Here is an 18,253-nt window from a genome sequence, read left to right as displayed (position 1 = left end):
TGAAGAACACGGCCGTGCGCCCGCGCCGCACACGCGGGCGCACGGCCCCCACCCCAGCCCGGAGCCGCCGCATGACCCAGACCCATCGCATCACCGTGGAACCTGTCGGACGCGAAGTCGAGTGCCGCGAGGACCAGACCATCCTGGACGCCTGTCTGCGGGCCGGCGTCTGGCTGCCCCACTCCTGCACCCACGGCACCTGCGCCACCTGCAAGTCGGAGGTCCTCGACGGCGAGGTGGATCACGGCGAGGCCTCCGCCTTCGCCCTGATGGACTTCGAACGCGACGAGGGCAAGGCCCTCACCTGCTGCGCCCGTCCACGCTCCGACGTGGTGATCGAGGCAGACCTCGATACGGGTGACGGGGACGAGGACATCCCCGTCCATCCGGTGACCGACTTCACCGCCACGGTCGTCGTGCTGGAGGAGATCGCCCTGGACACCCGGCGGCTGGTCGTCGAACTCGACCGCGACCTCGCCTTCAACGCCGGGCAGTACCTCAGGTTCACCGTGCCCGACGGCGGAGCGGACCGTACCTACTCGATCGCCACCCCGCCGTCCCGGCCGCGCACCCTGGAGTTCCATGTCCGGCGCATGCCCGGCGGGGTGGCCACCGACGGCTGGATCTTCAGCAGCCTACGGGTCGGCGACCGTATCGAACTGTCCGGACCGTACGGCCGCTTCGTGCTGCGCACCTCGCGGGACGAACCCGCGGTGATGGTCGCCGGCGGCACCGGCCTGGCGCCGATCAAGGCCATGATCCTGGATGCCCTGGAGAACGGCGCCCACGACGGTCACCTCACGCTCTACCAGGGCGCCCGCACCCGGCAGTGGCTCTACGACGTGGACTTCTTCCGCGACCTGGAGCGGCGTCACTCGGACCGCTTCCGCTACCGGCCATGCCTGTCCGAAGAAGAGGCCGAGGGCTTCGCGACCGGACTGGTGACCGATGTCCTGGCCGCCGACCATGACTCGCTGCGTGGCCACGTGGGCTATGTCTGCGGTCCGCCGCCGATGGTGGAGGCCGCCCTGAAGACCCTGATGAGCAGGAGGCTCTTCCCCCGGGACATCTACCGGGAGGACTTCTTCAGCGAGGGCGACAAGGCGGCGGGTGCCGTCCGCTCGCCCCTGATCAAGAGGTGACGTGACATGGTGCCGGATGCCAGGAACACGGCCTCGCTGACCTACGCGGCCGCGCTGCGCATTCTGCCGGCGGCGGCCGAGGAAGCGGAACGGCTCGGCGTGGCCGTCTGTATGGCGGTCGCCGACAGCGGCGGCAACCCGCTGGCCTTCGGCCGGATGGATGGCGCGCCGCTGATGTCTGCGAAGATCGCCCAGGACAAGGCGTACACCGTGATGGCCTTCAACGGTCTGCCGACGCACCGCTGGTACGACATGATCGCCGACGAGCCGGCCCTGCTGCACGGCATCGTGCACACCGACCGCCTGGTGATCTTCGGTGGCGGGATGCCGGTCCGGGCGGGCGGTGAACTGCTCGGTGCGATCGGCGTCTCCGGAGGCACCGCGGACCAGGACCGGGCGATCGCGGAGGCGGGCGCCGCGGCGGTGACCGGCCGGTCGTCGCGGAAGCCATGACGAACCCGCAGGCGCCGAACCCCCCGTACCAGGGCGTCTGTCACATGGACTGTCTCCGTGCGGCGGGCGTCCTTTCGGCTCTGCGCCTGGCCGTCAGCTGTCGTCCGAGGGCCAGCGCGGCGGTCCGTACGGCGGGGCCCATCCGCTCGATGTCCAGCTGGCTGCTCCGGCCGGTCACCGACAGCGCCGCGATCGGCAGGCCGTCGGCGCCCAGCACGGGCGCCGCGACACAGACCGTGCCGACGCCCGACTCTTCCCGGTCGTAGGCGACCCCGGTCCGGCGGACGTTCTCCAACTCCCGCAACAGGGCGCCGGGAGCGACGATGGTGAACGGGCTGCACGGCGGCAGACCCGCCCTGATCCGCTCGGCCGCCACCTCGGGCGGCGAGAAGGCGAGGATCGCCTTGCCGACCCCGGTGGCATGGGCGGGCATCCGGCCGCCGACCCGTGAGGGCAGTCCGGGATGGGCCTTGCCGCCCAGGATCTCGATGTAGACCACCTCCACCCCCTCCCGCACCGCGAGATGCACCGTGGCGTGGGTGACCTCGCGCAGGTCCTCCATCAGCGGGAGCGCAGCCTCGCGCAGATCGCGCTGGCGGGGCACCAACTGGCCGAGTTCGAACAGGTGCAGCCCCAGCCTCAGCCCTCGGGGCGTCTGCTCCAGGAGACCGAGTCGGCACAGCTCGCCGGCCAGCCGGTGCACGGTCGACTTGGCCAGTCCGGTGCGGCGTCCCAGCTCGGAGGCGGACACCGCCGTGTCGTCCGGCGCGAAGGCATCCAGGATCGACAGGGCACGGGCCAGTACGGAGGGTGCGGGACCGTCCCGCTCAGTGGGAAACATCAGTTGCATTGTTGGGGACATTTGGGCCACAGTCCAGGCACGCGAGGCGCTCGATGCGGAGGTCCCCATGGTTGCGATCATCGATCCGGCTCCGTCCGCCGGAATCCCGGTGCGGACCGAAGGGGAACCGCCCGAAGGCCCCGACGGCGCTCTGAAGGACGGCGGCCTGAGGTCGGTGGGCGCGGCCCTCGACGTACTGGAGTGTTTCGCGCTGGAGGAGCAGCTGGGCGTCAGCGACGTCGCCCGCCGCCTGGGCGTGGCCAAGAGCACCGCGCACCGGCTGCTGAGCGCCCTGTGCGCCCGGGGACTGACCGAGAAGGACCCGACGACCAGGCAGTACCGGCTCGGCATGCACCTGGTCGAGCTGGGCCAGATCGCGCACAGCCGGGTGGAACTGCGCCGGACCGCCTTCCCGATGCTGGAGGAACTGCGCGAGGTCAGCGGGTGCACCGTGCACCTGTCGATCCCCGACGGAATCGAGGCGCTCCAGATCGAGCGCCTGGAGAGCATCCGCGCGATCCCGCTGATGGCCCACGTCCGCCGCCGCTGGCCGCTGCACGTGACCAGCTCCGGCAAGGTGATCGCGGCCTTCGCCCCCGAGCTGGCGGCGGCCCGCAAGGCGGCCGGGTTCCCGGTGTGCACCGAGCGCACCATTCGAACCGCGGAGGAGTTCGACCGGGTGCTGGCCCAGGTGCGCCGCACCGGATTCGCCACCAACCTCGGCGAGGCCAAGGACGGCGCCGCCTCGGTCGCCGCCCCGGTGCTGGACCGGTCCGGCAGGTCCCGGGCCGCCATCTCGCTGATGGGACCGGTTGCCGAGATCGCCGGGGACCTCGGCCGCCGGGCACAGCTGGTGACGGTCGCCGCCCGCAAGGTCGCTCGGTGTCTGGGGGCCTGAGCACGCACATGGCCCAGTCGGGGGAGACGGCCGACGCGGAGTGCTATCCGGGCTTCCGCCCGGAGTACACCGAGTCGGCGTATGCGGTGGAGCCGTTCCGGCCCTACGGAGAGCAGGACGAGTCCCGCCTGTGGTTCCTGGACTTCCACTGGCCGCGGGGTCTGACCCCGCTCGGCCTGCTCGTCAACCAGGACGGCTACGGCTGGGGCTCCCAACTGGCCGCGGAATGCCTTCCCCTGCCCGGCAGCCGCGGGATCACCCAGCGTCTGATCGGCACCCACACCTACGCCGCGGCGATCCCCGTGCCCTCCGAACACGAGCACAGCGCCCGGATGGACCGGCTGCGCAGCGGACTGAACCGCTTCCTGGACGAGTTCCCCGAGATCTGGGCGGCGCGCGAGGCGGAGATCGAGCAGTGGTGGCAGCGACTGCTCTCGATCGACCCGGCCCGGCTGGACACGGCGGAACTCGCCGACCACCTCGCGGAGACACGGCGCTTCCACCGCCGCGCCTTCGAGATCCACTTCGAGGTGATGTACCCCCTCCTCGCCAACCATCTCGCCTTCCGCCGGCTGTGCGACTCGCTGGGTGTGGACCCGGCGCTGGTCGGTGTGCTGCTGCAGGGCGAGCACACCAGGGTGATGGACACCGACCGGGCGCTCTGGGGGCTGGCGAAAGCCGCCCGGCGCGCGGGGCTGGCCGCTGCCCGGCTGACCGTCGGCCCCGGCGACCGGGTCCTGGCCGAGCTGGCCGCGGCCGGGGGAGCGCGGGCGCGCTGGGCCACCGCGTTCGGCGACTTCCTTTGGGCGTACGGCCACCGCGCCGAGGGCACCTCGGACGTCGCGCTGCCCAGCTGGCTGGAAGACCCCACCCCGCCCCTGGGCAGGATCGCCTCCTTCCTGGAACTGCCCGCCGAACACGACTTCGACGCCGAGCTGGACCGGGCCCGGAAGGAGCGCGACGCCGCCGCCGACGCGGTTCGGGGCTCTCTCACCGGCAGGGACCAGCGGCTCTTCGACTCCGCCCTCGCTTCCTGCCGGGCGGCGAACTTCCCCAAGTGGCAGGACGACCACAATGTCTCCATCGATCTGCGGATCGCGCTGCCGCTGCGCCGGGCGAGCCTGGAGATCGCCGAGCGAGCCGGGGCGGACCGCCGTGACGACGCCGTGTTCCTGTTCTGGCCGGAGCTGATCGCGATTGCCGAGGGCCGCTCCGCCTATGGGCCGCTGCGTGGCCTGGTGGGGGAGCGGCGTGACTTCTTCGAGCGGTGGCGGGGGCGGCGGTCCTCGCTGCCGAAGGTGCTGGGCACGGCGTCCGACGCGGACGCCCAAGACCCGGTGCTGGCCGAGGTTTTCGGCATCGACCGCACCCTGCTCGGCAACATCCGGGCCGCGGCCACGCAGATCGTCACCCGGCTCAGCGGGGTACCGGCGGCGCGGGGGACCGCCCGTGGGAGGGCACGGGTGCTCACCGACGCGGAGGGGCTGCACCGCCTGCGGCCCGGGGACGTCCTGGTCTGCGAGTCGACCTCGCCCAACTGGACGCCCGCCTTCGCGGTGATCGCCGCCTGCGTGTGCGACGCGGGCGGCATCCTCTCCCACGCGGCCATCGTCGGGCGCGAGTACGGCGTCCCGACGGTCACCGCGGTCGGCTCGGCCACCCACTGCATCCGCGACGGCGACGAGGTCGAGGTCGACGGCACGAGTGGTGTCGTGCGGGTACTGAAGCGATGACGACGGCATGCCGGTGCGCGCATCCCCTCACGGCGGAGTGCTGTTCCGTCGTATCGCTGGGCTGCCTGGCCGGGCCCGACGGGGCGGCTGTGGCCGGGGTCAAGCTTGCGCGTCTGGCGCGTCTGGCGCGGACCGGGGTGCGGGTGCCCGGCGGCTTCGCGGTCACCGCCGAGGCGTTCCGGCGCCATCTGGCAGACTCCGGACTGGACGCCGTACTGCCCGCCCGCCTGGCCGCCGTACCCGATCCACGGGACCATGCCGCGCTCGCCGAGGCCGCGGCCGGACTGCGGCTGCTGCTGCGTGAGACTCCGGTGGCCGAGGCGCTGCGCGCCGAGATCGCACGGGCCTTCTCCCTGCACTGCAACGGCCCCGTCGCCGTCCGCAGTTCCGCGGTCGCCGAGGACGGTTCGGACCACAGCTTCGCCGGGATGTTCGAGAGCTTCCTCGGTGTCCGTGATCCCGAAGGCGTGGTGGCCGCGGTCCAGGGCTGCTGGGCAAGCCTGTTCACCCATCGTGCCCTTGCCTACCGGATGCACGCCGGCCTGCCGGTCGACGCCCTGGCGATGGGGGTGGGCGTCATGAACATGGTGCCCGCGCGGGTCTCCGGGGTGGCCTTCTCGATGCATCCGGTGACCGGGCGCCGGGACCGGACGGTGGTCGAGGCCGCTCCCGGCGTCGGTGGTGCCGTGGCGGGCGGACCGGTACCGCAGCGGGTGGAGATCGCCCGCGCCGGCGGACGGGTGCTCCGGCGCGACCCCGGCACCCCCACCGGCGCCGGCCCCCTGCTGTCGGACCGGGACCTCACCCGCGTCGTCGACACCGTGTACCGCGTCGAAGACGTGCTCGGTCATCCGGTGGACGTCGAATGGGCGGTCGACCCCGAGGGCCGGGTGTGGCTGCTGCAGGCCCGCCCGGTGACCGGCGCCGCCCCGGAGGACGACGACACAGACTGGGACCCGACCGCCTTCCTCGGCGACCTGTGACGGGTATCCCGTAGGACCTACGACGGTCTTCCTTCACGACTGTGGTCGGGCCCACCTTCCCGGGCGTTCCGGACCACGGAACGAAAAGGGCGCCGGATGCCGCGCCCGCCTAGCGTCACTTCACAGACGTACCGCCGTGGCGACCGCAACCGCGTCGGTGCGCATCCGAGTGCCGAACTGGAAGAAGGTCTCAGGTGGAAGTGGTGTCCCGGGCCGAGGCAGCCGGTCTCCTGGCAGACGCGTACACCTCGCACAAGCCCGTCGAGCCGCTCAGCGCAACGTACGACGGCATGACCCTGGAGGACTCCTACGAGATCCAGTTGCTCCAGATCCACGCCAGGCTGGCCGCCGGGGCACGGATCAAGGGGCACAAGGTGGGCCTCACCTCCCTTGCGATGCAGCGTCAGATGGGTGTCGACCAACCCGACTACGGTCATCTGCTGGACGACATGTTCCATCTGGAGCACCAGCCGATCCGTACCTCGGACTATCTCCAGCCGCGCGTCGAGCCGGAGATCGCGTTCGTGCTCAAGCGCCCGCTGAGCGGCCCCGGCGTCACGGTGGCCGAGGCGGCCGCCGCCGTCGACTTCGTGATCCCCGCCCTGGAACTCATCGACAGCCGGATCAGGGACTGGAAGATCGGCATCCTCGACACCATCGCCGACAACGCCTCCTCCGGCGGCGTGGTGCTCGGCAGCCGGCCGACCCCGCTGCACCAGGTGGACCTGCGGCTGTCCGGCTGCCTGCTGCACCGGGGCGGCGAACTGGTGGCGACCGGCGCCGGCGGCGCCGTACTCGGCTCGCCGCTGAACTCGCTGGTGTGGCTGGCCAACACGGTCGGCGCACGGGGTGTCGTGCTGGAGAGCGGCCATGTGATCCTGCCCGGCTCGGTGACCGCGGCGGTCGCCGTCTCGCCGGGCGACTCGTTCACCGCGACATTCGCCGGCCTCGGCTCGGTGACCGCGTGCTTCGCGAAGGAGAGCTCGTGAGCGGCAACGGAAAGCGGCGCGCCACCGCCGCCATCGTGGGCCCCGGAAACATCGGCACCGACCTGATGTTCAAGCTGATTCGGCACAGCGAGGTTCTTCGGCCACGGTTCATGGTTGGCGTCGATCCGGCCTCCGACGGCCTCGCCCGCGCCCGGCGGATGGGCCTTGAGACCAGTCACGAGGGCGTGGACTGGCTGCTGCGCCAGGACCCGCTGCCGGACATCGTCTTCGAGGCGACCAGCGCCTACGCCCACAAGGCCAACGCCCACCGCTACGCCGAGGCGGGGATCGTGGCCGTGGACCTCACCCCGGCCGCCGTCGGGCCGTTCGTCTGCCCGCCTGTCAACCTCGACCTCAACCTCGACGCGATGAACGTCAACATGATCACCTGCGGTGGGCAGGCCACCGTACCGATCGTGTCGGCGGTGTCCTCGGTGGTGCCGGTGGAGTACGCCGAGATCGTCGCCTCGATCGCCTCGCGCTCGGCCGGACCGGGCACCCGGGCCAACATCGACGAGTTCACCGAGACCACCTCCACCGCGATCGAGAAGGTCGGAGGCGCCGAGCGCGGCAAGGCGATCATCATCCTCAACCCGGTAGAGCCGCCGATGGTCATGCGGGACACGGTGTTCTGCTCGGTGCCCGCCGAGGCGGCCGAACCCGGAGCGCTGCAGGACAAGGTGACCGAGTCCATCCACGCCATGGTCACCGCCGTACAGGAGTACGTGCCCGGCTACACGCTGCGCGCCGAGCCGCAGTACGACCCGGCGCGCGCGCAGTGGCGCGGGATGGCCCGGGTCGCGGTGTTCCTGGAGGTCCGCGGGCGCGGCGACTACCTGCCCGACTACGCCGGGAACCTGGACATCATCACGGCCTCCGCCGCCCGCGTGGGCGATCTGCTGGCCGCCGCCCGCCTCGCCAAGCAAGGAGCGTCGGCATGAGCACCCCCGCCGAGAACATGAGCAACTCTCCCGAGAATGCAGGTGGTTCGCCCGAGAACACCGGCGATTTCCCCGAGAACACCGGCGCTTGCGCCGCGAAGCCGCGCGACCTGCGCATCACCGACTCCACGCTGCGGGACGGCTCCCATGCGATGAGCCACCAGTTCACCGAGGGGCAGGTACGGGCCATCGTGCACGCCCTGGACACCAGCGGAGTCGAGGTGATCGAGGTCGCGCACGGCGACGGCCTCGGCGGATCCAGCTTCAACTACGGCTTCTCGCTGGAGGACGAGTTCGACCTGATCGCGGCGGCCGTGGACGAGGCCGAGCGGGCCCGGATCGCGGTGCTGATGCTGCCCGGCCTGGGCACCGTCGAGCACCTCAAGCGGGCCCGGTCGGTGGGTGCGTCGGTGGCTCGGATCGCCACCCACTGCACCGAGGCGGACGTCTCCGTGCAGCACTTCGGCGCGGCCCGCGACCTGGGCATGGAGACCGTCGGCTTCCTGATGCTCTCCCACCGGATCGGCCCCGAGGCGCTCGCCGAGCAGGCCAGGATCATGGTCGACGCGGGCGCTCAGTGCGTGTACGTGGTGGACTCCGCCGGCGCGCTGGTGCTCTCCGACGCCCAGGCCCGCGTGCGGGCGCTGCTCGACGAGATCGGCGACCAGGCACAGGTCGGCTTCCACGGCCACCAGAACCTCTCTCTCGGCGTGGCCAACTCCGTGCTGGCGTACCAGGCGGGCGCGCGGCAGATCGACGGCGCACTGTGCGCCCTGGGCGCCGGGGCGGGCAACGCGCCCACCGAAGTGCTCGCCGCCACCTTCGACCGGATGGGCATCTGGGCCGGCATCGATGTACCGGGCGTGATGTCCGCCGCCCAGGACGTGGTCAGACCGGTCATCCCCCGGCTGCCGTGGATGGACCGCTCCGCGATCGTGCAGGGCCACGCCGGGGTCTACTCCTCCTTCCTGCTGCACGCCGAGCGCGCCTCGCAGCGATACGGGGTGCCCGCGCACGAGATTCTCGAACGGGTCGGACGGGCCGGGTACGTCGGCGGCCAGGAGGACATGATCATCGACATCGCGCTCCAACTCGCCGAGGAACGCGACCTCGGCGACCTCGCCGCCCAAGGGGTGCGCTGATGACCGCGACCTGGGACGTCGACCGGGCCGCCGAGGTGCTGCTCGGCTGCGAGGACGCCCGCAGCGACCGCCCGCCGATCACCGACGAGTGGCCGGAGCTCGACCTGGCCACCGCCTACCGGATCCAGGACGAGACGCTACGGCGACGCCTGGACCGCGGCGAGCGGCTGGTCGGCGTGAAACTGGGCCTGACCAGCCGGGCCAAGCAGAAGCGGATGGGCGTCGACTCGCCCCTGACCGCCTGGCTGACCGACGCCATGGTGCTGCCCGCCGGTGAACCGGTACCGCAGGACCGGCTGATCCACCCCCGGGTGGAGCCGGAGATCGTCTTCGTGATGAAGGACCGGCTGGCCGGCCCGGGCGTCACGGCGGCCCAGGCGCTGGCCGCGGTCGGTACGGTCCACGGCGGCGCCGAGGTGATCGACAGCCGCTACCGGGACTTCCGGTTCACCCTGCCGGACGTGGTGGCCGACAACGCCTCCTCCGGCGCCTATGTCACCGGGCCGGTCGGGCGGGATGCGCAGGCCCTCGACCTGGCCATGGAGGCCGTCCTGGTGGAGGTGGACGGCCGGATCGTCGACTCCGCCACGGGCGCCGCGGTGCAGGGCCACCCCGCCGAGGCGCTGGCGCTGGCGGCCAACGACCTCGGCCGCCGCGGCCTGGCCATCGAACCCGGGTGGGTGGTGCTGAGCGGCGGGATGACGGATGCGGTGTTCGCGCCGCCGGGTACCTCGATCGCCTGCCACTTCACGCACTTGGGCTCGGTGTTCCTGAGCGGTGGCGGGGAGGCCGGTGCCTGATGCCACTGGTCGAGGTCACCCTCACCGAGGGCCGTACCCCCGAGCAACTGCGCGCGCTGATCAGCGAGTTGACCGCCGCTGTGGTGAGCGCGGTGGGCGCACCGAAGCAGAACGTCCGAGTGGTGGTGCGCGAAGTACCCAAGACGCACTTCGCCGCAGGAGACGTGACGATCGCAGAAAGAGAGTCGACCCATGGCTGACAAGGAGTTCTTCGGGCACGTGATCGACGGGGCCGAGGTGGAGTCGCTCGACGGCGCCCGCTTCGACACCGTCGATCCATGGACCCGCGAAGCCTGGGCCGAGGTGCCCCTCGGTGGCGCGGCGGAGGCGGACCGTGCGGTGACGGCGGCGCGCCGCGCCTTCGACGAGGGCCCGTGGCCGCGGATGGGGTTCGCCGAGCGGGGCCGGATCCTGCACCGGCTGGCGGACCTGATGGAGGAGCACACCGACGAACTGGCGCTGGCCGACACCCGTGACATGGGCAAGCCGCTGGCCCAGGCGCGGCACGACGTGGCCCGCTCGGCGCTCAACTTCCGCTTCTTCGCCGACCACGCCCGGTTGGCCACGGGCGACGCCCTGCCGATGGACTCCGGCCACCACAGCTACACCCGGTTCGAGGCCGCCGGAGTGGTCGCGGCCATCGCGCCGTGGAACTTCCCGCTGATGCTGGAGACCTGGAAGGTCGCCCCGGCCCTGGCCTGGGGCAACACCGTGGTTCTCAAGCCCGCCGAGGACACCCCGACCTCGGCCACCGTCCTGGCGCGACTGGCCCTGGAGGCGGGGATGCCCCCGGGTGTGCTCAATGTGGTCCACGGCTACGGCCCCGACTCGGCCGGACAGGCCCTGACCGAGGACCCCCGCGTCGACCGGATCACCTTCACCGGAGAGTCCGGCACCGGCCGCGCCATCGCCCGGGCGGCGGCGGCCAATCTGACCCCGGTCAGCCTGGAACTCGGCGGCAAGGGCGCCAACATCGTCTTCGCCGACGCCGACCTGGACAACGCGGTGAACTGGTCGATCCAGGCCATCTTCCGCAACGCGGGCCAGGTCTGCCTGGCCGGCAGCAGGCTCTACGTACAGCGGGAGATCTACGACGAGTTCCTGTCCCGCTTCACGGCAGCGGCCGAGGCGTTGGTGATCGGCGACCCGAGGGACGAGGGGACCGAGTTCGGCCCGCTGGCCTCCCTGGAGCACTACACGAAGGTCCGCGGCTACGTCGAGTCGGTCGACGAGCAGGGCGGCAAGACGCTCACCGGCGGCCTCGGCGAGGGCTGGGTGGTCAAACCGACCGTGCTGGTCGACCTGCCGCCGGACTCCCGCCACGTCTGCGAGGAGATCTTCGGCCCGGTCGTCGTCGTCCAGCCCTTCGACACCGAGGCGGAAGCGGTATGCCTGGCCAACGACACCCCGTACGGCCTCAACGCCATGCTCTTCACCGAGAACCTGCACCGGGCCCACCGCGTCTCCGCCGCCCTCACGGCGGGCACCGTCTGGGTGAACTGCTTCTTCATCCGCGATCTGCGCGCCCCCTTCGGCGGCGTCGGCGACTCCGGCGTCGGCCGCGAGGGCGGCGACTTCAGCCGTGAGTTCTTCACCGAACCCAAGGCCGTCGTCATGCAGATCACCCCTGCCTGACCGGCGCACGACCTCCTGCGGATCCTCCCCGCGACCCAGGTGGCCGCAAGGTTGGCAGGGCCGGTACCGGCGGGTGGGGGTTCAGGTGGGCAGGCCTGTGAGAGTGAGGAATTCGGCGCGTGAGCGGGCGTCGTCGCGGAGTGTGCCGAGCAGGGTGGAGGTGAGGGTACTGGAGCCGGTGGCCTGGACTCCGCGCAGGGTCATGCAGGTGTGTTCCGCTTCGATCACGACCCCGACGCCTTTGGGCTCGAGATGGGTGTGCAGCCAGTCGGCGACCTGCTTGGTCAGGCGTTCCTGGACCTGGGGGCGGCAGGCGAAGTGCTCGACGACCCGGGCCAGTTTGGACAGGCCGAGGATGCGGTGGCCGGGTAGGTAGCCGACATGGGCGGTGCCGACGACGGGCAGCATATGGTGCTCGCACACCGATCGGACGGGGATGTTACGCGCCAGCACCAGTTCGTCGTAGCCCTCGTCGTTGGGGAAGGTCGTCAGGTCGAAGGGGCGTGGGCTGAACAGTTCGGCATAGGCGCGGGCCATGCGGCCGGGGGTGCCGTGCAGGCTCTCGGTGTCGGTTTGGATGCCGAGCGCTTCGAGGAACTGGGCGGCGGCGCGTTCGGCGCCGGGCAGGTCTGTGCCGCCGGTGTCGTGGACGACGCGCAGCGGGGTGATGGACGGCATCGTCTGGGGCCCGGGAATGCCCGCGAAGCGGGTGGGAATACCAGCCGTTTCCGGTGCCGAGGCCGTGATCGGTGCGGTGGCGTCCATGACGTACTCCTCGTGGGATGTCGAACTGCGGGCGGCGGATGGTGTTGTGCCTCAGGACGGGCGCACGTTGGTGGGCGCCGAGGAAGCCGGCTCCAGGCGGACGCAGCAGTGACCGGGGGTGGGCGCCAGGCACGCCTGGAGGCCGCTCTCGGCGAGCCCTTCCAGTACGCCGCGAAGCAGGTGGAGGTTCATGCCGCACACCGTCTGGGTGTGTTCGCGGGCGAGCGCGTGGAAGGGGCAGTTGCCCAGGACGATGGCGTCACCGTCGCGGCGGGGCTCGAAGCCGTTTTCTTCGAGCACGGCGAAGACATCTGCCTGGCCCGGTCCGGCGAGCTGTGTGCCCAGCTCGTGCGCCTTTCGGTGCAGGACCGAACGGACCGGTTCACCGGTGGCTTCGGATTCCTCCAGCGCCTGGGCGAGGAGCCGTCCGGCCAGCTCGTAGTGCCGCTCGGGCAGGCTGACGGTGACCTGCGCGCCGGAGCGTTTGTAGAGCTTGGCGGGCCGGCCCGCTCCCGGGCCGGTGCGTCCGCTGCGCCGTTCGTAGACGACGTCGAGCAGTGATTCCTCAGCCAGCCGGTCCAGGTGGAAGGCCGCGGTCTGCCGCGCAAGGCCGAGGGCCTCGGCGGCTTCGTCGCGGCTGACCGGTCCCGGCTGGCGTACGACGTGGTCGTACAGCCTCCTGCGGGTCGGCTCGTCGAGCGCGGCGACGGCGGAGACGGCGGAGCGGGGTGCTTCCTTCGAGTGGTCCACGAACACCAGTGTAAAACCAATAGCGATTGACTAAAGAAGCTTTGCGCGCTTCTATCGTCAGTGAGAGTTGTCGATAGAAGGAAGGGCGTCATGTCGTCCGCAACCCCAACCACCACATCCGCCGCCTCTCGGCGGGCCGCGCTCACCGACCCCGGCTACCAGGCGTTCGTCATCCTGCGCACCGGCTTCACCGTGGCGCCGATCCTGTTCGGGCTGGACAAGTTCGCCAACCTGCTCGTGGACTGGCCCACCTACCTCGCGCCGTGGATCAACGACGTCGTTCCGGGCAGCGCCCAGGCGGCCATGTACGCGGTGGGAGTGATCGAGATCGTCGCGGGCCTTGCCGTCGCGCTCGCCCCGCGCTTCGGGGGCTGGCTGGTGGCCGGATGGCTCGCCGGCATCATCGTCAACCTGCTGACCATCCCCGGCCACTATGACGTCGCGCTGCGCGACTTCGGCCTTCTGCTCGGCGCGCTCGCCCTCGCCCGGCTCGCACAGGCCTACCCCGGCAAGCGGCAGTCTCACTGACAGCAGGCAGCAACCCCCCGTGCTGCTGCGCAGCGCGGGGGCCGAAGGAGCGCCGTCCTCGCTCCGACTCAGATCACTGGATTCCGGTGGCTCTGGTCACCATGCGCTGATGACCGGCGCGTCGGGCTCGTGCTGTCGCCAGGTCCCATTGAGGCGCGTGAGCCGGTCGGCGGCGGCGATGCCGCGCAGGGACGCGACCTTGCCGTCGCTGACTTCGAACGCCACGGTGCCCACGACCCGGTCGTCGACCACGGCGAGGACGGCCGGGGAGCCGTTGACCAGCGCGATGTGGAACGCGGGGGAGCCACCGGCCAGCCGCCGCTTCGCCGGAGTGGGCTTGAAGCCGGCCCGCACATAGGAGGCGACGCGCTCGCGCGTCGTGCACCGCAGCAGCCGCCTGGCCAGTCCGGCGCCGTCCGAGACCGCGGTCGCGTCGGCGGTGAGCATCGCCACCAGCCGTTCGGTGCGCCCCGACGTGGCGGCGGCGAGGAACTCCTCGACGATCCGGCGCGCGGACGCGGGGTCCACCTCGTCGCCGCCGCGACGCTCGGCGACGACCCGGCGTCGGGCCCGGTGGACATGCTGCTGGCTTGCGGACTCGGTGATGTCGAGGATCCCGGCGATCTCGGCGTGGGGGTACGAGAAGGCCTCGCGCAGGACATAAGCGGCCCGCTCGACCGGCGAGAGGCGCTCCATGAGGGTCAGTACGGCCAAGGACACCGATTCACGCTGCTCGAAGGTATCGGCAGGGCCGAGCATCGGGTCACCCTCGAGGAGTGGCTCGGGCAGCCAGTCGCCGACGGCGCGCTCATGGCGCGCCTGCGCCGAGCGGAGCCGGTCGAGGCAGAGATTGGTGACGACCTTGGTCAGCCACGCCTCGGGCACCTCGATCCGTTCCCGGTCCGCGGCCTGCCAGCGCAGGAACGCGTCCTGCACGGCGTCCTCGGCGTCGGCCGCCGAGCCGAGTAGACGGTACGCGAGCGAGGCCAGCCGGTCCCGGCCGGCCTCGAACCGATCGATGGCTGCACTGTCCATGCGCAGCAGCCTAGGCGGCGGCCCTCACACCGCTCGGGTCGGGCGCGGTGGCCAGGCGGCGCTTGCGCTTCGGCATGCCGAAGGTCGGGTGGACGATGCTCCACCCGGCCCCCTTGAGCACACCCGACTTGAGGCGCGCGGCGGTCCGGCCGCCCAGGTACCAGGACTTCGACCGGACGTCCCCGTCCACCATCTGGAAGATCGCGTCCCGCCGCCCGAGGCTGATGTGGTTGCCGTAGTACTTCAGCCCGCTGGTCGGGACCTCGCCGCCCGTCAGGCGCGCGATGATCGCGGCGGTCGCCTGCATGTTGGTGTAGCCGGCCGAGGCGCAGGACATCGGCAGCGGCCGGCCGTTCTCGCCGATCGCGTAGGCGCAGTCGCCGGCGGCGTAGACGTCCGGGTGCGAGACGGAGCGCATGGTGCCGTCGACGACGATCTGGCCGGTCTCGGCGACCGCCAGGCCGCCGGCGGCCGCGATGGAGGGTACGGCGAACCCGGCCGACCACACGGTCACGTCGGCCGGGACGGACGTACCGTCGGCGGCGATCGCCCGTGTCGGCTCGACGGCTTCGATGCCGGTGTGCTCGTGGACGGTGATGCCGAGCCGGTCGAAGGCCTGGCGCAGGTGACGGCGGGCCTTCGGGGAGAGCCAGGCGCCCAGTTCGCCGCGGGCGGCGAGCGCGACCGAGAGGTCGGGCCGGGACTCGGCGAACTCGGTGGCGGTCTCGATGCCGGTCAGCCCCTCACCGACGACCAGCACGGTGCCGCCCTCGCCCAGGCCGGCCAGGCGCTCGCGCAGACGCAGCGCCGAGGACCGGCCGGTCACGTCGAAGGCGTACTCGGCCACGCCGGGGACGCCATGCTGGGCCACGGAGCTGCCGAGCGTGTAGAGCAGCGTGTCGTACGCGAGCTCGCCGTCGCCGTCCTCACCGGTCACGGCGACGGTCCTGCGCTCGGGGTCGACGCCGGTGACGCGCGCCAGGCGCAGCCGCACGCCGGTGCCCGCGAATATGTCGGCGAGCTTGCGGAACGCGAGGTCCTGGCCGATCGCAAGCTGGTGGAGCCGCATCCGCTCGACGAAGTCGGGCACGGCGTTGACGACGGTGATCACGGTGTCGGCGGGGGAGAGCCGGCGGGCCAGGTTTCCGGCGGCGAAGGCCCCGGCGTATCCAGCGCCGAGTACGACGATGCGGTGCTGCATGGCATTGCTCCTGTCTCGTTCGCGTGCCCCTTGAACGAGACGGCGCCTCGATTGCTGACAGGATTCGGGTGTGACGCGGGTCACCGAACTGAGACGAGCGGCTGAGCCTCCGCCAGGCGCTTGGAAGAACGCACCGCCTCCCGCCGTGGCGCAGTGAACGATCTGCGCAGGCACGGCCTGTCCGTCGACGGCGGCCGTACCCGGGGCGATGTCGACGCACCCGAGGGGATCGGCACCATCACCCCCTACGCCACCGAGGTCGCGCTCCCGGCGACCGGGGTGCCGCTGCGGTTCATCGAAGCCGACCACTGCACCGAGGACGCCGCCTCATCGCCGCGACATCCGACAAGTACATGCGGTTCTACAAGCGAAGATGAAGGACACCGACGGCATCGAGAAGCCGAAGTGGCGCACCCGCCGGAGCGCACCCGACCCGGGCGAGTACGAGCGAATGCACCCGCGGGGTCAAGTGGCCACCACCCCTGCACTGTGAGAGGGCACGAGCGGTGGTCCGGGGCGCGCCCTGGCACGCTGATGGTGGACACGGGTCAGTCCGCAGTGCCAGTCAGTCCTCCTGTGATGCCACGAATTTCTGGCGAAGTTCTCCGACGCACAACGGCCTCTCAAACGTCTGAGCTGGTCGCGCTCGGCCAGGGGCTGGGAGCCCCTCGGCGACCGAGGGGCTCGACGCCTCGTTTCAGCTCGTGGATACGCTACTGCGTGCGGATAAGGGGTCAGGCGGAGCGGGAGTCGGCGTTGAAGTAGTGGCCCTTGTCCAGGTCCTCCAGGAGGCCGGGGCCGACCGGGCGCCAGCCGAGCAGTTCGCTGGTCAGCGCACTGGACGCCGACTGGTCGATGGACAGGACCATGCCCAGGAAGCCGAAGTTCTCGGCCGGGCGGGAAGCTGTCGGCAGGTCGAGGTGACGGCCGATGACCTCGGCGATGTCGCGGATCGGGACCCCCTCGTCGCCGACCGCGTGCAGCATCGATCCCGCCGGGGCCTGCTCCACGGCGAGCCGGAACAGTCGGCCGGCGTCCGCCACATGCACTGCGGGCCAGCGGTTGGAGCCGTCGCCGACGTAGCCTGCCGCCCCCTTTTCCCGGGCGTCGGCGATCAGCCAGGAGACGAAACCCTGATCCCCTTCGCCGTGCACGGTGCGTGGCAGTCCCACGACGGACGAGCGGACGCCGCGTGACGCCAGGTCGAGAGTCGCCTGGGCGTTCGCGGCCCGGCCCGCCATGGGGGAGCCGGGCGGGAACTCGGGACGGTCGCGCTCGGTCGCCACCTTGCCCGGGATCGCGGGCGTACCGGAGGCGATGACCAGCGGCTTGCCGGAGCCCTCCAGTGCCTCGCCGAAGGCATCGATGGCGCGCGCATCGGTCTGCACCGAGGCGTCGAACCGCGAGAAGTCGTGGCCGAATGCGAGGTGGACAACGCCGTCGCACTCGGCTGCGCCGGCGCGCAGGGCGTCCAGGTTGTCGAGGCTGCCCCGGAGCACCTCCGCCCCCCTGGCGGCGACGGCCTCGGCCGAGGAGTCCGACCTGGCGAGCCCGAGGACCTGGTGCCCCGCGCCGATGAGCTCGGGGATGACGGCCGAGCCGACCCAGCCGGATGCACCCGTGACGAATACCCGCATGGAAACCTCCTTGATGTCAGGAACTGTCATCAGCGTAGCACGGTGATGACAGGCGCTGTCATCGCGTAGGATCGCGCCATGGGTAGATGGGAGCCAAACGCCCGAGGGCGACTGGCGGAGGCGGCGCTGAAGCTCTATGCAGAGCAGGGTTTCGAGCGGACCACGGTCACCGAGATCGCCGAAGCGGCGGGACTGACCGAGCGGACCTTCTTCCGGCACTTCGCCGACAAGCGCGAAGTGCTGTTCTACGGAACTGAGATGGCGTTGGACATGCTCACCCAGGCCATCGCGCAGGCACCGGCCTCGGCGTCCCCGATGGACGCGGTGGGCGCAGCGCTGGATTCCTTCGGGGCCTTCTTCCAGGAGGACCCGGAGCGGGTCCGGCGGCGGGACGCGGTCGTCTCCGCCAGCATCGAGCTACGCGAACGCGAGCTGGTCAAGCTGGATGCCTTCACCTCGGCGATGGCCGGCGCACTGCGCGAACGCGGCACTCCGGAGCCGGCCGCCGGCCTGGCCGCCGAGGCAGGCATCGCCGCCTTCAAGGTCGCCTACGCCCGCTGGGTCGCCGCCGAGCCCGGCAAGACGGGCAGGACAGGCGAGCAGGATCTGCCGCGGCTCTTCCGCTCGTCACTGGCGCAACTGCACGAGGTCCTCGCGGACCGCGCGCCGACGTAGCCGCTGTGAAGCAACCCGGCCGCGGGGGCTATGCCCGCCCCGAGGCCACACATGCGCGGCGCCGCGGCCGCAACGAATCCGCTCGCGCCCGGCGTCGTCACAACC

The 18,253-nt window shown here is 71.5% G+C and carries 19 protein-coding genes; 13 read left to right on the top strand and 6 right to left on the bottom strand.

The features are described 5' to 3' along the window. The first annotated feature begins 71 nt into the window (after positions 1 to 71). Both ACFY1J_RS20340 and ACFY1J_RS20335 read left to right on the top strand, forming a co-directional pair. Positions 72 to 1,142, top strand: a complete 1,071-nt coding sequence (locus tag ACFY1J_RS20340) for an NADH:ubiquinone reductase (Na(+)-transporting) subunit F (RefSeq protein WP_390731613.1) — start codon at positions 72 to 74, stop codon at positions 1,140 to 1,142. A gap of 6 nt (positions 1,143 to 1,148) precedes the next feature. Further along, the gene (locus ACFY1J_RS20335; protein ID WP_390731612.1) at positions 1,149 to 1,595 is read left to right on the top strand and encodes a heme-binding protein; all 447 of its coding nucleotides are present in this window, start codon (positions 1,149 to 1,151) and stop codon (positions 1,593 to 1,595) included. 40 nt (positions 1,596 to 1,635) lie between these two features. Here ACFY1J_RS20335 and ACFY1J_RS20330 read toward each other — a convergent pair whose 3' ends face one another. Beyond that, the gene (locus tag ACFY1J_RS20330; RefSeq protein WP_390707768.1) at positions 1,636 to 2,436 is read right to left on the bottom strand and encodes an IclR family transcriptional regulator; all 801 of its coding nucleotides are present in this window, start codon (positions 2,434 to 2,436) and stop codon (positions 1,636 to 1,638) included. Between the two features lie 67 nt (positions 2,437 to 2,503). Between ACFY1J_RS20330 and ACFY1J_RS20325 the strand changes: the two genes are divergently transcribed. The 9 genes from ACFY1J_RS20325 (at position 2,504) to ACFY1J_RS20285 (ending at position 11,557) form a co-directional block, all read left to right on the top strand. Beyond that, positions 2,504 to 3,334 carry an IclR family transcriptional regulator gene (locus ACFY1J_RS20325; protein WP_390707767.1) on the top strand — a complete coding sequence of 277 codons (831 nt, stop codon included), beginning with the start codon at positions 2,504 to 2,506 and terminating at the stop codon, positions 3,332 to 3,334. Further along, positions 3,319 to 5,067, top strand: coding sequence for a PEP-utilizing enzyme (locus tag ACFY1J_RS20320; protein WP_390731611.1), 1,749 nt, complete (start codon positions 3,319 to 3,321; stop codon positions 5,065 to 5,067). The genes ACFY1J_RS20325 and ACFY1J_RS20320 overlap by 16 nt, the downstream gene beginning before the upstream one ends. Further along, on the top strand, positions 5,064 to 6,050 hold the full coding sequence (locus ACFY1J_RS20315) for a PEP/pyruvate-binding domain-containing protein (protein ID WP_390731610.1): 987 nt from the start codon (positions 5,064 to 5,066) through the stop codon (positions 6,048 to 6,050). Before ACFY1J_RS20320 ends, ACFY1J_RS20315 begins: the two co-directional genes overlap by 4 nt. 194 nt (positions 6,051 to 6,244) lie before the next feature. Beyond that, positions 6,245 to 7,039 (top strand): 2-keto-4-pentenoate hydratase, encoded by a 795-nt coding sequence (locus tag ACFY1J_RS20310; RefSeq protein WP_390707764.1) that lies wholly within the window; start codon positions 6,245 to 6,247, stop codon positions 7,037 to 7,039. A 65-nt stretch (positions 7,040 to 7,104) separates the two neighbouring features. Continuing rightward, positions 7,105 to 7,980: an acetaldehyde dehydrogenase (acetylating) gene (locus tag ACFY1J_RS20305; protein ID WP_390731729.1), complete on the top strand. Its 876-nt coding sequence runs from the start codon at positions 7,105 to 7,107 to the stop codon at positions 7,978 to 7,980. After that, a complete protein-coding gene (gene dmpG, locus ACFY1J_RS20300; protein WP_390707763.1) occupies positions 7,977 to 9,122 on the top strand; it encodes a 4-hydroxy-2-oxovalerate aldolase in 1,146 nt (381 codons plus the stop codon). The genes ACFY1J_RS20305 and dmpG overlap by 4 nt, the downstream gene beginning before the upstream one ends. Continuing rightward, positions 9,122 to 9,922, top strand: coding sequence for a 2-keto-4-pentenoate hydratase (locus tag ACFY1J_RS20295; protein ID WP_390707762.1), 801 nt, complete (start codon positions 9,122 to 9,124; stop codon positions 9,920 to 9,922). The genes dmpG and ACFY1J_RS20295 overlap by 1 nt, the downstream gene beginning before the upstream one ends. Beyond that, complete coding sequence (locus ACFY1J_RS20290; protein WP_390707761.1) at positions 9,922 to 10,122, top strand: 2-hydroxymuconate tautomerase; 201 nt, start codon at positions 9,922 to 9,924, stop codon at positions 10,120 to 10,122. Before ACFY1J_RS20295 ends, ACFY1J_RS20290 begins: the two co-directional genes overlap by 1 nt. Then, positions 10,115 to 11,557, top strand: a complete 1,443-nt coding sequence (locus tag ACFY1J_RS20285; protein ID WP_390731609.1) for an aldehyde dehydrogenase — start codon at positions 10,115 to 10,117, stop codon at positions 11,555 to 11,557. Before ACFY1J_RS20290 ends, ACFY1J_RS20285 begins: the two co-directional genes overlap by 8 nt. An 81-nt stretch (positions 11,558 to 11,638) precedes the next feature. Here the strand turns inward: ACFY1J_RS20285 and folE are convergent, their stop codons facing one another. After that, positions 11,639 to 12,322, bottom strand: coding sequence for a GTP cyclohydrolase I FolE (gene folE / locus ACFY1J_RS20280; protein WP_390707759.1), 684 nt, complete (start codon positions 12,320 to 12,322; stop codon positions 11,639 to 11,641). A gap of 51 nt (positions 12,323 to 12,373) precedes the next feature. Further along, positions 12,374 to 13,078, bottom strand: coding sequence for a helix-turn-helix transcriptional regulator (locus ACFY1J_RS20275; protein WP_390707758.1), 705 nt, complete (start codon positions 13,076 to 13,078; stop codon positions 12,374 to 12,376). Positions 13,079 to 13,162: 84 nt separating this feature from the next. Here ACFY1J_RS20275 and ACFY1J_RS20270 point away from each other — a divergent pair, with 84 nt between their 5' ends. Beyond that, positions 13,163 to 13,600 (top strand): hypothetical protein, encoded by a 438-nt coding sequence (locus ACFY1J_RS20270; RefSeq protein ID WP_390731608.1) that lies wholly within the window; start codon positions 13,163 to 13,165, stop codon positions 13,598 to 13,600. Between the two features lie 96 nt (positions 13,601 to 13,696). On the opposite strand, the gene ACFY1J_RS20265 is transcribed toward ACFY1J_RS20270, so the two are convergent. The 3 genes from ACFY1J_RS20265 to ACFY1J_RS20255 all read right to left on the bottom strand — a co-directional run bounded on the left by ACFY1J_RS20265 (position 13,697) and on the right by ACFY1J_RS20255 (position 17,473). Beyond that, complete coding sequence (locus ACFY1J_RS20265) at positions 13,697 to 14,635, bottom strand: sigma-70 family RNA polymerase sigma factor (RefSeq protein WP_390707756.1); 939 nt, start codon at positions 14,633 to 14,635, stop codon at positions 13,697 to 13,699. 10 nt (positions 14,636 to 14,645) lie between these two features. After that, on the bottom strand, positions 14,646 to 15,836 hold the full coding sequence (locus tag ACFY1J_RS20260) for an NAD(P)/FAD-dependent oxidoreductase (protein WP_390731607.1): 1,191 nt from the start codon (positions 15,834 to 15,836) through the stop codon (positions 14,646 to 14,648). A 734-nt stretch (positions 15,837 to 16,570) separates the two neighbouring features. Further along, on the bottom strand, positions 16,571 to 17,473 hold the full coding sequence (locus ACFY1J_RS20255) for an SDR family oxidoreductase (RefSeq protein WP_390707754.1): 903 nt from the start codon (positions 17,471 to 17,473) through the stop codon (positions 16,571 to 16,573). Positions 17,474 to 17,551: 78 nt separating this feature from the next. Here ACFY1J_RS20255 and ACFY1J_RS20250 point away from each other — a divergent pair, with 78 nt between their 5' ends. After that, positions 17,552 to 18,148 carry a TetR/AcrR family transcriptional regulator gene (locus tag ACFY1J_RS20250; RefSeq protein ID WP_390707753.1) on the top strand — a complete coding sequence of 199 codons (597 nt, stop codon included), beginning with the start codon at positions 17,552 to 17,554 and terminating at the stop codon, positions 18,146 to 18,148. Positions 18,149 to 18,253 lie beyond the last annotated feature (105 nt).

The organism is Streptomyces sp. NPDC001406, assembly GCF_042895285.1.
GTDB lineage: Bacteria > Actinomycetota > Actinomycetes > Streptomycetales > Streptomycetaceae > Streptomyces.
This window is presented reverse-complemented; position numbering and strand designations above follow the sequence as displayed.

What these genes read in the sequence shown, in the direction of transcription:
- ACFY1J_RS20340 (WP_390731613.1), top strand. Translation starts at nt 72, where the DNA reads ATGACCCAGACCCATCGCATCACCGTGGAACCTGTCGGACGCGAAGTC.
- ACFY1J_RS20335 (WP_390731612.1), top strand. Translation starts at nt 1,149, where the DNA reads ATGGTGCCGGATGCCAGGAACACGGCCTCGCTGACCTACGCGGCCGCG.
- ACFY1J_RS20330 (WP_390707768.1), bottom strand. Translation starts at nt 2,436, where the DNA reads ATGTTTCCCACTGAGCGGGACGGTCCCGCACCCTCCGTACTGGCCCGT.
- ACFY1J_RS20325 (WP_390707767.1), top strand. Translation starts at nt 2,504, where the DNA reads ATGGTTGCGATCATCGATCCGGCTCCGTCCGCCGGAATCCCGGTGCGG.
- ACFY1J_RS20315 (WP_390731610.1), top strand. Translation starts at nt 5,064, where the DNA reads ATGACGACGGCATGCCGGTGCGCGCATCCCCTCACGGCGGAGTGCTGT.
- ACFY1J_RS20305 (WP_390731729.1), top strand. Translation starts at nt 7,105, where the DNA reads ATGTTCAAGCTGATTCGGCACAGCGAGGTTCTTCGGCCACGGTTCATG.
- dmpG (WP_390707763.1), top strand. Translation starts at nt 7,977, where the DNA reads ATGAGCACCCCCGCCGAGAACATGAGCAACTCTCCCGAGAATGCAGGT.
- ACFY1J_RS20295 (WP_390707762.1), top strand. Translation starts at nt 9,122, where the DNA reads ATGACCGCGACCTGGGACGTCGACCGGGCCGCCGAGGTGCTGCTCGGC.
- ACFY1J_RS20290 (WP_390707761.1), top strand. Translation starts at nt 9,922, where the DNA reads ATGCCACTGGTCGAGGTCACCCTCACCGAGGGCCGTACCCCCGAGCAA.
- ACFY1J_RS20285 (WP_390731609.1), top strand. Translation starts at nt 10,115, where the DNA reads ATGGCTGACAAGGAGTTCTTCGGGCACGTGATCGACGGGGCCGAGGTG.
- folE (WP_390707759.1), bottom strand. Translation starts at nt 12,322, where the DNA reads ATGGACGCCACCGCACCGATCACGGCCTCGGCACCGGAAACGGCTGGT.
- ACFY1J_RS20270 (WP_390731608.1), top strand. Translation starts at nt 13,163, where the DNA reads ATGTCGTCCGCAACCCCAACCACCACATCCGCCGCCTCTCGGCGGGCC.
- ACFY1J_RS20265 (WP_390707756.1), bottom strand. Translation starts at nt 14,635, where the DNA reads ATGGACAGTGCAGCCATCGATCGGTTCGAGGCCGGCCGGGACCGGCTG.
- ACFY1J_RS20260 (WP_390731607.1), bottom strand. Translation starts at nt 15,836, where the DNA reads ATGCAGCACCGCATCGTCGTACTCGGCGCTGGATACGCCGGGGCCTTC.
- ACFY1J_RS20255 (WP_390707754.1), bottom strand. Translation starts at nt 17,473, where the DNA reads ATGCGGGTATTCGTCACGGGTGCATCCGGCTGGGTCGGCTCGGCCGTC.
- ACFY1J_RS20250 (WP_390707753.1), top strand. Translation starts at nt 17,552, where the DNA reads ATGGGTAGATGGGAGCCAAACGCCCGAGGGCGACTGGCGGAGGCGGCG.